Genomic DNA, 12,851 nt, shown 5'->3' with positions numbered 1-12,851 from the left:
ACCGGAACCAGCCACTTCGTTTCTGCATTGGCGGACACATGGCCCGCCAAAGATCACTTGAGCTCGACTTCGGCGCCGGCTGCTTCCAGCTTGGCCTTGATGTCTTCGGCTTCGGCTTTCGAAACCTGCTCTTTCACGGCCTTGCCGCCAGCTTCGACCAGGTCCTTGGCTTCTTTCAGGCCAAGACCGGTGATGCCGCGAACTTCCTTGATGACGTTGATCTTCTGCGCGCCGGCAGATTTCAGGATCACGTCGAACTCGGTCTGCTCTTCCGCAGCGGCGCCACCGGCGTCGCCGGCCGGGCCAGCCATCATCACTGCGCCGCCGGCGGCGGGCTCGATGCCATACTCGTCCTTGAGGATGGTTTTCAGTTCTTGTGCTTCGAGAAGGGTCAGACCCACGATCTCTTCAGCCAGTTTTTTCAGATCAGCCATTTTGCTTTCCGTTCTTTCAGATGTGTTCCAACGTGCGTTTTGACAACCCCACGCCGATAGACAGTTGCGTCGCGCCCGAATGGACGCGCCATCGCATCACGCAGCTTCCGCGCGCTCCTCGATGGTCGAGAGGATGCTCGCGATGTTGCTTGCAGGCGCGCCAATGGCACCGGCGATGTTGGAAGCGGGCGCTCCGATGCAACCCACGATCGAAGCGATAAGCTCTTCACGCGAGGGCATTGCAGCGACGGCTTTGACACCGGCAGTATCCAGGGCCGTTCCACCCATGCTGCCGCCGAGAATCTGAAACTTCTGATTCCCCTTGGCATATTCGTCCGCCACCTTGGCTGCCGCCACGGGGTCTTCGGAATAGGAAAGAACGGTCATGCCCGTGAGAAGGTCGGCCATCGCAGCGGACGGCGTTCCCTCAAGGGCGATCTTGGCGAGCTTGTTCTTGGCAACACGCACGGACCCGCCTGCTTCACGCATCTTCGCGCGCAGGTCCTGCATCTCGGCAACTGTCAGACCGGCGTAGTGGGCAACCACGACGACGCCAGAGCTTTCGAAGATCTGGCCGAGTTCCTCGACCACTTTCTCTTTCTGGGCTCTATCCACAGTTTCACTCCAAGTTCTGACGGGCGAACCCGCCGGATGAAGGGTAAACCCCCTCGGCTCAGTACAGCAGACGGGAACGTCCCGCATGCCGGAGTCCTCGATGTACGGGGCGAAGGCAAAAAGCTCCGGGAAATCCCGGAAAAATTCGGCTGTCTCCCGTCTAAGGCAGGATATTAAGACCGGATCACCGGCCACCCACCGTCTCGGACGAAATACGGGATGACCGAATCTCGGACACCCCGCAGCGGCGGTCATAATACGTCGGCAACCGGATGCCAACCCCGATCGGCGCTGTTTCTTCGAAATCGTCTTGACAGATCGAAAATCACGCCCCTTTGAACGCAAAAGGCCCGGCGGTTTCCCGCCGGGCCCCTCATGATATCGCTTGTCGCGCTCAGTTGCCGGTGGCGTTGGCCACGTCGACGGTCACGCCCGGGCCCATGGAAGAGGTCAGGTTGACCGCTTTCATGTAGGTGCCCTTGGCGCCGGTCGGCTTGGCCTTGCTGACCGCATCCACGAAGGCGCGGACGTTCTCGACCAGCTTGGCTTCGTCGAACGAGGCCTTGCCGACACCGGCGTGAACCACACCGGCCTTTTCGGCCTTGAACTGAACCTGGCCGCCCTTGGCCGCCTCGACAGCCTCTTTGACGTCCATGGTCACGGTGCCGATCTTGGGGTTCGGCATCAGGTTGCGCGGGCCCAGGATCTTGCCCAGACGGCCGACGATCGGCATCATGTCGGGGGTCGCGATGCAACGGTCAAAGTTGATGTTGCCGCCCTGGATCTGCTCCATCAGGTCTTCGGCGCCAACCACGTCGGCCCCGGCCTTTTCGGCCTCTTCGGCCTTGGGGCCACGAGCGAAGACGGCTACGCGAACCGATTTGCCGGTGCCGTTGGGCAGGTTCACCGTGCCGCGGACCATCTGGTCGGCGTGGCGCGGATCGACGCCCAGGTTCAGCGAAATCTCGATGGTTTCATCGAACTTGGCCGTAGCGTTGGCCTTGATCAGCTTCACCGCATCTTCGACAGTCAGGTTCGACTTGCCGGCGACGGCTTCGCGGGCGGCGCGGGTGCGTTTTCCGAGTTTTGCCATCTTACTTCACCTCGATGCCCATGGAGTTGGCCGAGCCAACGATGATCTTCATGGCCGCTTCCACGTCCGTGGCGCTCAGATCCTTCATCTTCGCTTCGGCGATCTCGCGCACCTGCTTGACGGTGACGGATGCCACCATCTCGCGGCCCGGCTTGGGCGAACCCTGCGGGCGGTTGCGCTTGCCGACGGGCTTCAGGCCTGCGGCTTTCTTCAGGTAGTAGGACGCCGGCGGAGTCTTGATCTCCATCGTGAACGACTTGTCCTGATAGTAAGTGATGATCGTCGGGCAAGGTGCGCCCGGCTCCATCTCCTGCGTCTTGGCGTTGAACGCCTTGCAGAATTCCATGATGTTGATGCCGCGCTGACCCAGTGCGGGGCCCACGGGCGGGGAGGGGTTGGCTTGCCCCGCCTTGATCTGCAGCTTCAGGCTGCCGACTTTCTTCTTGGCCATCTGGCCTCTCCTTTGTCACGGGTGGATCGTGATCCACCCAACAACGGCCGCGGGGCGCGCCCCTTGGCCCTGGGTTGTCGTGGTTCGGTCAGGGGCCGCGGCCCCCGTGCCTCCCACGCTTGACTCAGGCCCCTTTCGAGACCTGGGTGAATTCCAGTTCGACCGGCGTTGCCCGGCCGAAGATCGATACCGTCACCTTGAGGCGCTGGTGTTCGTCGTCGACGCTGTCCACCATGCCCTCGAAGCCTTCGAAGGGGCCATCGGTGACGGAAACCTTCTCGCCGATCTCGAACGAGATCAGTGTGCGCGGCGCGTTCACGTTTTCTTCGACGCGGTTGAGGATCTGGTTCACCTCGGCATCGCGCATCGGCATTGGACGGCCCTGCGGCCCCAGGAACCCGGTCACGCGGTTGATCGAGTTGATCAGGTGATAGCCCTGGTCCGACATTTCCATCCGCACCAGAACATATCCGGGCATGAAGCGACGCTCGGTCGGAACCTTCTTGCCGCGCCGAACCTCGATCACTTCCTCGGTGGGTACAAGAACCTCTTCGATCTCGTCCTCAAGGCCTTTCTCGATCACCTCGGTGCGAATCTGCTCGGCGATCTTCTTTTCGAAATTCGAGAGCACGCTCACCGAATACCAACGTTTCGCCATGGGGCCATCGCCTTTCCGTGCCGCCGGGTTGCCCCGGATCTGTTCTAGGTTTCAGGCGGTTACCCGCCCCTACTCAACAAAAATCGGCGCGCCTTGCGAATCTAGGCACGCCAATTGTCGGGATTGAAGCATCGCATACCCCCCAAAGCACAGGGGTTCAAGGCGATTTCAGCCGAACATGCCCAGCAGACCCTGAAGCCCGGTCCGGATCAGCAGGTCGACAACGAAGAAGAAGATCGCCGTCAAGGTGGCCATGATGAAGACCATGACGGTGGTCAGCACGACTTCGCGGCGGGTCGGCCAGACGACCTTGGCGACCTCGGCGCGCACTTGCTGAATGAACTGAAGCGGATTGGTCTTGGTGGCCATGGCTGGGTTCCTTGCGTGTTGCGTGGGATTTGCACATCCGGCGACCGGTAATCAAGCCCCAACTGCCCGACACCGGGGAAACGCGGCGCAAATGCCCGCGTCCACGCCATGCCCTTTTCTGCTGAAGGGCGCTCATGGCGGGCCCGAGGGGCGCCGCATTTTCCACGCCACCCGCGCGCCCGGATTGGCGCGCAACCCCGCCTCCATCGCATCGAACCGATGAGAGAGGTTCCACCCCGTCATCACCCGGCGGGTCCGAGCGATGGCCGCGAAAAGCTCATCATCACCGATCCCGCCAATCCGGGCCGCCTCGATCCGCGACGCCGTCATCGGCCGGCGCAACAGGTAGGCGACAGTATCGTTTGGCACATGGCAGAGCCGCTGAAAGGCATCACCAAAGCGGTCCATCAGGGCGCAAAGCCAAGGTTGGGACCAGTGCAGGAAATCCTGCTGCACGACAATCGACCGCCCCGGCACCAGCGCCGGAAAGAAATCGGCCACCATCCGGTCGATCAGCGCTACCTGCTTGAAGGCGTCGATTGCCAGAACCGCGATCGGCCCGCCGCGCCATCCGACATCCTGAATCTCGCCCCGCATCAGAATCGTCCGGTCCCGCCAGGGCGCCAAAAGACGCCTGGCCACGCGAAAGGCATCCTGCCCTTCAAAGGGCGCCACGCCCCCCGGATAAAGCAGACGCGCCTTCAAACGGTCATCGGCGCGGAACCTGTCGTAGGCATAGATCCTGCCGCCACGCCCGGCGATTCGGTGTCCTTCGGCCAGGCGCGCGGTCGAACCTCCGACGCAGGCGCCCAGATCCACCACCGCGCCATCGCCTTCCATCCAGTCGCGGGTCAGCCAGAGATAGAACTGCTGCTCTTCCCCGGCCAGCATGGTGGGCACCCGCAAGACATCCGCCAGCTGCGACAGGTCGATCCGCCGCCAGGGGCGGCCCCTGAACCGCGCACATGCCGCCCTGGCCGTGGCACTGCGCGAAGTGATCGCCGTCTGAAACCCCATGGCCTGTTCCCGTCAATTCATGCCTTGCGTTCTCCGGCAATTGGCCTTACCCAAAGCCGCGACGCAGGGGCTTAGCTCAGTTGGTAGAGCATCGGTCTCCAAAACCGAGGGTCGTGGGTTCGAGTCCCCCAGCCCCTGCCAGTCATCCCACCATTTGCCACCACACCGGTTAAAAATGCGCTAAACGCGTATCTGGCGGTATTTTCGCGCATGGCACATTGTCGGCCACCCCGCGATTAATCCGCCCCGACCACGGGCATTTAAATCGCTTTTGGCCCCCGGCCTGCTTTTCTTGCCCCGGCCCTGCCCATATAGTCCGGCCAAACCGCAACAGGCGGGTGGAACGAAGGGCAAGGGCGGACAGTGGCGCATATTATCGTCGTGGGAAATGAAAAGGGCGGGTCGGGGAAATCCACGACCTCGATGCATGTTGCGACGGCTCTGGTGCGGATGGGCCATCGGGTCGGCGCGCTTGACCTGGACCTGCGCCAGAAAAGCTTTGGCCGCTACGTGGAAAATCGCCGCCACTACCTTGCCAAGAAGGGGCTGGACCTGCCGGTCCCCGAATACCGCGACCTGCCCAACATCTCGCCCGACGCGCTGGAGCCCGGCGAGAATGTCTATGACCGCCGCCTTTCGGCCGCCGTTGCGGGCATGGAGGAAACCAGCGATTTCATCCTCATCGATTGCCCCGGCAGCCACACCCGGCTGAGCCAGGTGGCCCATTCGCTGGCCGATACGCTGATTTCCCCCCTGAACGACAGTTTCGTCGATTTCGACCTGCTGGCGCGGGTGGATTCGGAAACCAACCGCATCCTCGGGCCTTCGGTCTATTCCGAAATGGTCTGGAATGCCCGCCAGCTGCGCGCCCAGGCCGGGTTGAAGCCGATCGACTGGATCGTGGTGCGCAACCGCCTTGGCGCCCAGCAGATGCACAACAAGAAGAAGATGGGCGAGGCCCTGGGCCACCTGGCCAAGCGCATCGGCTTTCGCGTTGCGCCCGGTTTTTCCGAACGTGTGATCTTCCGAGAGCTGTTCCCCCGCGGGCTGACCCTGCTCGATCTCAAGGATATCGGCGTGGGCAACCTGAACATGTCCAACATCGCCGCCCGCCAGGAGCTCCGCGACCTCATCACCGAGCTTCGCCTGCCCGGCGTCACCGCGAATTTCTGACTTCAGTGGCTCTTTTCGCGGCGCCCGAACAGGTCTCGCAACAGACGATCGCGCGGCGTTGCCGGGCGCGTTGGCTGCGGGGCAAGTGGGGCAAGACGCTTGCGCCCCTTGTCGGTGACGGGCTCGGGCACCGCGCCGGGGCGGCGGCGGCCCCGCCGGGCGATGTGATCCAGGCGCCGGTTCTCCTCCCAGCCGGGCCGCAGCCGCGACAAGGCCCCGCCAAAAATCAGCGCGATCATTGCAGCAAGGGCCAGGACATAGCCAGGCAGGCTGCGCTTGGGCTCTGACAGTGCGGCGGCGCGCCCCTCGGGATAGGCCGCGATTCCCACCAGCGAATCGGCAACCTCCCTCCCCCGGGCGCGCAGGATATCGGAAAGCGCCCCATCCAGCGCCGCGATTGCGTCAAGTTCCCCGTTGATGGCGGCGACGGGGCCATAATCGCCCACCTTTTCGTAGGTGGGCATCAGCCGCGCCATGTCCAGAACCTCGATCTCGGTCATGGGCGCGACGGTATAGAAATACCCGACGACCTGCGGCCTCTCGGTCTCCTCCGCCCCGGCGGCAAGGAACGGATAGGCCAGCACCCGCTGTTGCCCCAGGCCATGGGGCAGGATCGCCTGCAACGGCAGGGCCGCGTCGACCTGCGCGATGATCATCACCTCACCCGTCGGCCCGCTGTGCAGGACCGAATCGAACCGCTCAACCTCGACAGCGGCGGGCGGGCCCTGGCGCAGGGCCAGCACCCGCGCCGCCGTCGCCTGGGTATCGAGGTAGAACATGCCAGAGGCCCCCCCGGCCAAGGCCAGGCCGGTCAGGTAGAATATGCTGGGATGAAGGAATCGCAGGTGGGGCATGAAAATCTCGTGGGGCAGAACACTGCCTGCTTGTCGCTGAATTCCTAGGCATCAGTGTGGCATTCTCTTGAAAGGTTTCGGCAGTTTCGACAAATCCGCGCGGTTCGGCAAAATCCTTTGCGGTTTCTGTTTGACACCGGCGTTCAGCAAGGCTAATCGGCCCGCATGTGAATGGCGTGGTAGCTCAGCTGGTTAGAGCACAGCACTCATAATGCTGGGGTCGGCGGTTCAAGTCCGCCCCACGCTACCACATGGCCCCCCGGGCGACCCTCCCTGTACCATTGCCGAGAGTTGCAGGAGGCCGCATTTTGCCCGATCATCCCCGCCTTGCCGCTTTGGCCGTCGTTCTGCGAAACGATAGCGTGTTGCTGGTCCAGCGCCGCAATGCCCCTGACGCTGGGCTTTGGGGTTTTCCGGGTGGCCATGTCGAACTGGGTGAAACTGCCCTGGCCGCCGCCGAGCGTGAGCTGCACGAGGAAACCGGCGTGATCGCCCGCGCCCGCCGCTACCTGGACAATGTCGATGTCATTCAAAGGGATGAGGCCGGGCGCATCCAGTTCCATTTCCTGCTGGCGGCGGTGCTTTGCGATCATGTCGCGGGTGAACCGGTGGCGGCAGACGATGCCCTGGCCGCCGCCTGGGTGCCGCTGGAGGGGCTGCACGCCCTTCCCACCAGCGACAGGGTGGATGCCCTTGTCACCCTCGCCCTCGCGGCCAGGCAAGGCGAACCGGACTGACCGCCCCCCTCCTTCTTGCAAAAAATACTCGCGCCGCAGGCAGCCGCCGCAGGCGGCTTTCCTTCTACTCGGCGCCGCGCAAAACGCGGGCCGGACGCGCCGCAAGGGGGCGCCAGGCAAAGGCAAGCCCCGCCAGCAGCGTGACAAGAACGCCGCCACAGACGATCAGCACCGCCGAAACCGGTTCGAACACGAATTCGGTTTCCATGACGAAGCGGCTGACACCCCAGCCCGCCAGCCCCCCGGCGAGGATGGCCACCACACCGGCGGCCGCGCCCAGCATGGCCGACCGCAGGGCAAAGCTGCTCAGGATGGTCGCCCGCGATGCGCCAAGGGTCTTCAGTACCGCCGCCTCATAGGTGCGCGCCCGCTCACCAGCCGCGGCGGCCCCGATCAGGACGACACCACCGGTGATCAGCGTGGCCAGTGCGCCATAGGTGATGGCGGCGGCGATGCCACCCAGGATCACCGTCACCCGGTCGATGGCATCGCGCACCCGGATCGCCGTTATATTGGGATAGGCATTGGCCAGATCACGCAGGATCGCCGCCTCCGCTACCTGTTGGGCATGGATCGTGGCAATGTGGGTGTGGGGCGCCCCGGCCACGGCGGCGGGGTTCAGTGTCAGGACAAAGCCGATTCCGGCGGTCGAGAAATCGACCTCGCGAAAGCTCGTCACCTCGGCGGTGATGTCTCGGCCCAGGATGTTGACCGTGATCGTATCGCCCAGCTTCAGCCCGATCTCGGCAGCCTCTTCGGCGGCAAAGCTCAGCTGCGGGGGGCCGTCATACCCCTCGGGCCACCAGGTGCCCTCCGTGACCGTGGTGTCGGGCGTTGGCTGCGCGGCATAGGTGATGCCCCGGTCGCCCCGCACGACCCAGTGATCGCCCGCCACCTCGCTTGCGTCCCGGCCGTTGATCCGGGTGATGATGCCGCGCATCATCGGGGCGGTCTGCACCTTTTCCACGCCCGGGTCGTCATTCAGGCGGGCCATGAAACCGTCAAGCTGATCGGTCTGGATGTCGACCATGAAGTATGACGGCGCAACCTCGGGCAGATCGCGGGCGATGGCGCCGCGCAGGTTCGCGTCGATCTGCCCCACCGCCGCCAGAACCGTCAGCCCGAGACCAAGGGACAGAACGACCGAGGCCGCCTCGCCCCCCGGCCCGCCCACCGACCCCAGCGCAAGGCGCAGGGCGCTGTGGCCTTGCACCGCCTTGCTGCGCGCCGCCCCCCGGGCCAGGCGCCGCACCAGCGCCGCCGCCCCCAGCAGGGCCACGAAGGCCGCGCCAAGGCCCAGCGCGGCATAAATCGTCAGCATCGCAAGGCCCGAAAGCCAGGCCGCGACGGAGACCAGCGCCACCAGGATGCCCGCCAGAACCACCATGAAGAAGGGCCGCGGCAAGGTGCCCGCCGCCGCGCCCATGTCGCGGTAGAGGGCGGCAGCGCGGATCTGTTCGGTGCGGGCCAGCGGCCAGAGCGTGAACAACAGCGCGGTAAGCGCCCCGTAAAGCGCGGCCTCGGCCAGGGGGCCGGGGTATAGCGCAAACTGTGTCGGCACCGGCAGCCGCGCCTCGATCAGCGGCGCAAAGACCAGCGGCGCCAGTGCGCCCAGCGTCAGCCCGATCACGATGCCGATGACAGTCAGAACCGCGATCTGGATCAGGTAGACCTGGAAGATCAGCCGCCCCTCGGCGCCCAGCGTCTTCAGCGTGGCAATCACGCCCGTCTTGCCCTCCAGATGCGCCCGCACCGCCGAGGCGACGCCCACCCCCCCCACGGCCAGCCCCGCCAGGCCGACAAGAACCAGAAAGGCCGACAGACGCTCGACAAAACGCGACAGCCCGGGCGAACCGTTGCGCCGGTCGCGCCAGCGATAGCCGGTTTCGTCCAGCCGCGAATCGACCTCGGCTTCGACGGCATCCAGATCGGCCTCAACCGGAAGGCGCAGGCGGTATTCCGTTTCAAACAGCGTTCCGGGCTGGATCAGGCCCGACCCTTCCAGCGCAGCGGTTCGCACAAGGGTGCGCGGGCCAAGGGCAAAGCCGCCCGCGCCGCCATCGGGTTCGGCGTCAAGCACGGCCATCAATGCGAAATCCCGGGTGCCAAGGCGGAAGGTATCGCCCGGCGCAAGGCCCAGCCGGTCCATCAACACCCGGTCCATGACCGCGCCGGGCAATCCGCCCTGCCCGTCCAGCGCCTGCGCCAACGGCATTTCCGGCACCAGTTTCACCGCGCCGTAAAGGGGATAGGCCCCGTCGACGCCCTTCACCTGGGTCAGCCCGCGTTCGGTTTCGCCGGCGCGGGTGACAGTGGCCATGGAGCGGAAATCGACGATCTCGGAAACCTGTCCCAGGGTGTCCAGCCAGGCCCGTTCGTCATCGGGCATGAATCGATAGGTCAGTTCGACCGAGGCATCGCCCCCCAGGATCGACGCGCCCTCGCGCTCAAGCCCGCGGTTGATGCTTTCGCGTACGGTGCCGACGGCGGCAATGGCCGCGATGCCAAGGGCAAGGCAGGCCAGGAAGACACGAAACCCCTTGATCCCGCCGCGCAATTCGCGCCGGGCAATTCGGCTGGCCAGGGTCAGGGTCATCTATCGCGCCTCGCTCTGCGGGGGACAAGCCCCGGTCACTGACCTTCATGTAGGGGCGCGTGGGGAATTCCCACAGGCGCGGGGCGGTTTTTTGAAATGTTTCACGTGACGGCGATGCCCGCCCCGCGCGTCAACGCCGCAGGAGAAGCGATTCGACCGGGCAGGTGAAGTGCCATTCCAACCCGGCGGGCGCATAGTCCAGCGTGACGTCGCCATCCAGGCTGGTGCGGGCCATCTGGTCAATCAGCGTGGAACCGAACCCGCGACGTTCGGGGGCCGACACGGGCGGGCCGCCCCGCTCTTGCCAGTCGATGCGCAGGATGCGCTGGCCCTCGTCGTTGCGCCCGAGGCTCCATTTCAGGTCAACCTCGCCCTTGCCTGTCGAAAGCGCGCCGTACTTGCCCGCGTTCGTGGCCAGTTCGTGCAGTGCCATGCCGATGGCCTGGGCGGCATTGGGTGCCAGCTTGACCGCCGGGCCAGACAGGTGAAGCCGCTTGCCGATCATGTCCTCGAAATGGGCCAGCTGGGCATGGGCCAGATCGTTCAGGTCGGCGTGGTCGCTGGTGCTGCTGACCAGAAGATCCTGCGCCGCGGCAAGGGCGCTGATCCGCTTCTCGAACCGTTCCAGGAAATCGGCGGCGCCGTTGCGCGCGGTCTGGCGGGCGACGATCTGCACGAGGGTCAGGATGTTCTTGGTGCGGTGGTTGATCTCGCCCATGAGGCTTTGAACATGGGTGCGGGCCTCTTCCCGCTCGGAAATGTCAAAGCCCGAGGCGACCAGCATCTGGATATGGCCATCGGCATCGCGGATCGGGGCCAGCATGAAATCGATGGTGATCAGGCGGCCCTCGGCCATCTGCACCACCGCGTCGTGGCGCACCACCTCGCCGCAGGCGGCACGCTCCACCGCCTTCCTCAGGCCCTCGGCGATCTGCGGGTCGTAAGACCACCAGGGCGTTTCCCAGAACGGCTTGCCCAGAACCTGGGACCGTTCAAGATCGCCCGCCACAAGGGCGGTCTGGTTCGCCTCGGTCAGGATGCCATCCAGCGTCAGCACACCGACAAAGGCGATGGTGTTGTCGATGATCATGCGCAGACGGCGTTCGCTGTCGTGCACGGCCAGTTCGGCCTGCTTTCGGGTCGTCACATCGTAGTTGACGCCGATCATCACCCGCGGCGCGCCATTATCGTCGCGGACAAGTTCGCCTTTCGACACCATGTAGCGCGTTTCGCCATCGGGCATCCGCGCGCGAAAATCGACGTCGAAGGGCATGTCGTCCTCGATGGCGGCGGCAAGGGCCCGTTCCACGGCCTCGGCATCGTCGGGATGCACGGCGCGCTGCCAGAGCGTATTCGGGTCTTGCGTCGGATCATCGACGCCGAAGATCCGGAAAAGCTGCGGGGTCCAGTGGGTTGCGCCACTGGCCAGGTCCAGTTCCCATGCGCCCATGTCGGCCGCTTCGTAGGCCAGGCTCAGGCGACGCTCTTTCTCGCGCAGCTCGTTCTCGTAATGGACGCGCGAGGTCAGGTCGTAGAAATGGCAGATCACGCCGAACCGCCCGTCGGCCAGGCGCACCCGATCAATGCCCCAATCATAGGCCTCGACGCCGCGGTTGTCGCTGCGCCGCTCCACCATCGGCGTCGCGCGATAGGGTTCGCCGGTCGACAGGGTCCGGCGGAAGTGCGCGACCGCCTCGGAGGCGAAGGATTCGGGCCACATGATATGCAGTACCTCGGAGAGGTCGCGCCCCAGAAGCGGGTCGATCCCGGCAAAGGCCGCCATGCCGCCCTTGCTCATCCGCACGATGCGGAAATCGGCATCCACCGCGTAGGCCCCGAAGGGCGCGGTGTCGATCAGCGACCAGAACTGATCCTGCGCCGTCTCATGCGCCTCGATCGGGCCTTCGGCATAGGTCATGTCGGTCAGGGTGCCGGTTGCGCGGGCCACCATGCCGGTGTCGGGGTCCAGCGGTGCATGCGCCTCGCCGCGGTCGCGCACGAAGCGGACGGCCCCGTCCTTGTCGAGAATCCGGAAGGCAAGGTCATAGGGCCCCGGCCTGCGCAGGGCCGCGTCCATCGCCATCTGGAACATCGCGGCATCCTCGGGATGCACAAGCTGGCGGGCGTTGGTGGCCGACCTGTCCCGCGTCTTGCCGCGCAGGGTATCGCACCCCAGAAGGCGGCGCAGTTCGGGCGACCACTGGGTGGTCTGGCTGGCCACGTCGAATTCGTAGAAACCAAGGATGCCGGTCTTGGCCCTGCTCTGCGACAGGGCCGCTTCCAGCCTGCGCTCGCGGGTGGTGTCGATCATCAGCCCCTGCACCACCGGGCCGCCGTCCTGGCACTGCTCGTTCAGGGTGACGTGGGAAAAGACATGGCGCACCTCACCGTCCGGACGCACGATCCGGTATTCATGCGACATCGAACCGCCCCGTTCCAGGAACGACGTGGCCTCGCCTTCAACCCGCAGGCGGTCGGCAGGGTGCAGGCAATCGAAGAACCCATCGAGGTCGGGCGCCTGATCAAGGCCGAACAGATCCAGCGCGCGGCGCGAATAGGTGGCACTGTCCGAGGCGACATGCCAGGCGAAGGTCGCCATTTCGGGGAATGCATCCATTCCCCCCGTAGGACGCGCAAGCGAAGGACGGTCTGGCATGATGACGCACAACCTATATCAGAACACACACGAATTAGATGTCGCCCGGCATCGCGCAGGCTCTCGAAGGGCAGCGGGCCTTTTGCGAAACGCCTTCCGGGTGCATCGCCAGCCGAAGATCACTATTCGTCAAACTGCGCCAAACTGTCAACGATCACCGCAGGATGTCCTTGGCCCTGCACCGGCACGGCAAACCGT

12 protein-coding genes and 2 tRNA genes are annotated in these 12,851 nt (G+C 64.8%); 4 read left to right on the top strand and 10 right to left on the bottom strand.

Features of this window, described 5'->3' with window-relative positions; all coding sequences use genetic code 11:
* Window positions 1-53: 53 nt before the first annotated feature.
* From rplL to H7828_RS21940, 7 genes are all read right to left on the bottom strand, one after another.
* Window positions 54-434: a 50S ribosomal protein L7/L12 gene (gene rplL, locus H7828_RS21970; protein WP_226783221.1), complete on the bottom strand. Its 381-nt coding sequence runs from the start codon at window positions 432-434 to the stop codon at window positions 54-56.
* A gap of 96 nt (window positions 435-530) precedes the next feature.
* Window positions 531-1,049, bottom strand: coding sequence for a 50S ribosomal protein L10 (rplJ, locus tag H7828_RS21965; RefSeq protein ID WP_226783220.1), 519 nt, complete (start codon window positions 1,047-1,049; stop codon window positions 531-533).
* Between the two features lie 394 nt (window positions 1,050-1,443).
* Window positions 1,444-2,142 (bottom strand): 50S ribosomal protein L1, encoded by a 699-nt coding sequence (gene rplA, locus H7828_RS21960; protein ID WP_226783219.1) that lies wholly within the window; start codon window positions 2,140-2,142, stop codon window positions 1,444-1,446.
* 1 nt (window position 2,143) lies between these two features.
* Window positions 2,144-2,593, bottom strand: a complete 450-nt coding sequence (gene rplK, locus H7828_RS21955) for a 50S ribosomal protein L11 (protein ID WP_226783218.1) — start codon at window positions 2,591-2,593, stop codon at window positions 2,144-2,146.
* Between the two features lie 124 nt (window positions 2,594-2,717).
* Entirely contained in the window at window positions 2,718-3,251 is a 534-nt protein-coding gene (gene nusG, locus H7828_RS21950) for a transcription termination/antitermination protein NusG (RefSeq protein ID WP_226783217.1), read from the bottom strand.
* 168 nt (window positions 3,252-3,419) lie between these two features.
* A complete protein-coding gene (gene secE, locus H7828_RS21945; RefSeq protein WP_226783216.1) occupies window positions 3,420-3,620 on the bottom strand; it encodes a preprotein translocase subunit SecE in 201 nt (66 codons plus the stop codon).
* A 132-nt stretch (window positions 3,621-3,752) separates the two neighbouring features.
* Window positions 3,753-4,637: a hypothetical protein gene (locus H7828_RS21940; protein ID WP_226783215.1), complete on the bottom strand. Its 885-nt coding sequence runs from the start codon at window positions 4,635-4,637 to the stop codon at window positions 3,753-3,755.
* 65 nt (window positions 4,638-4,702) lie between these two features.
* On the opposite strand from H7828_RS21940, the gene H7828_RS21935 reads away from it, so the two are divergent.
* Together H7828_RS21935 and H7828_RS21930 are read left to right on the top strand one after the other, a co-directional pair.
* Window positions 4,703-4,778, top strand: a tRNA-Trp gene (locus H7828_RS21935).
* A gap of 222 nt (window positions 4,779-5,000) precedes the next feature.
* Window positions 5,001-5,810 (top strand): division plane positioning ATPase MipZ, encoded by an 810-nt coding sequence (locus H7828_RS21930; RefSeq protein ID WP_226783214.1) that lies wholly within the window; start codon window positions 5,001-5,003, stop codon window positions 5,808-5,810.
* A gap of 2 nt (window positions 5,811-5,812) precedes the next feature.
* On the opposite strand, the gene H7828_RS21925 is transcribed toward H7828_RS21930, so the two are convergent.
* On the bottom strand, window positions 5,813-6,664 hold the full coding sequence (locus tag H7828_RS21925) for a hypothetical protein (protein ID WP_226783213.1): 852 nt from the start codon (window positions 6,662-6,664) through the stop codon (window positions 5,813-5,815).
* A gap of 173 nt (window positions 6,665-6,837) precedes the next feature.
* On the opposite strand from H7828_RS21925, the gene H7828_RS21920 reads away from it, so the two are divergent.
* Both H7828_RS21920 and H7828_RS21915 read left to right on the top strand, forming a co-directional pair.
* Window positions 6,838-6,914 (top strand) — tRNA-Met (locus H7828_RS21920).
* A 58-nt stretch (window positions 6,915-6,972) separates the two neighbouring features.
* The gene (locus H7828_RS21915) at window positions 6,973-7,401 is read left to right on the top strand and encodes an NUDIX hydrolase (protein ID WP_226783212.1); all 429 of its coding nucleotides are present in this window, start codon (window positions 6,973-6,975) and stop codon (window positions 7,399-7,401) included.
* A 64-nt stretch (window positions 7,402-7,465) separates the two neighbouring features.
* Here the strand turns inward: H7828_RS21915 and H7828_RS21910 are convergent, their stop codons facing one another.
* Both H7828_RS21910 and H7828_RS21905 read right to left on the bottom strand, forming a co-directional pair.
* Entirely contained in the window at window positions 7,466-9,997 is a 2,532-nt protein-coding gene (locus H7828_RS21910; RefSeq protein WP_226783211.1) for an ABC transporter permease, read from the bottom strand.
* 130 nt (window positions 9,998-10,127) lie between these two features.
* On the bottom strand, window positions 10,128-12,614 hold the full coding sequence (locus H7828_RS21905; protein ID WP_226783210.1) for a PAS domain-containing protein: 2,487 nt from the start codon (window positions 12,612-12,614) through the stop codon (window positions 10,128-10,130).
* Window positions 12,615-12,851 lie beyond the last annotated feature (237 nt).

This window comes from Oceaniglobus trochenteri, assembly GCF_020529025.1.
Classification (GTDB): domain Bacteria; phylum Pseudomonadota; class Alphaproteobacteria; order Rhodobacterales; family Rhodobacteraceae; genus Oceaniglobus; species Oceaniglobus trochenteri.
The sequence above is the reverse complement of the archived record's forward strand: the minus strand, read 5'-3'. Positions and strand labels throughout refer to the sequence as shown.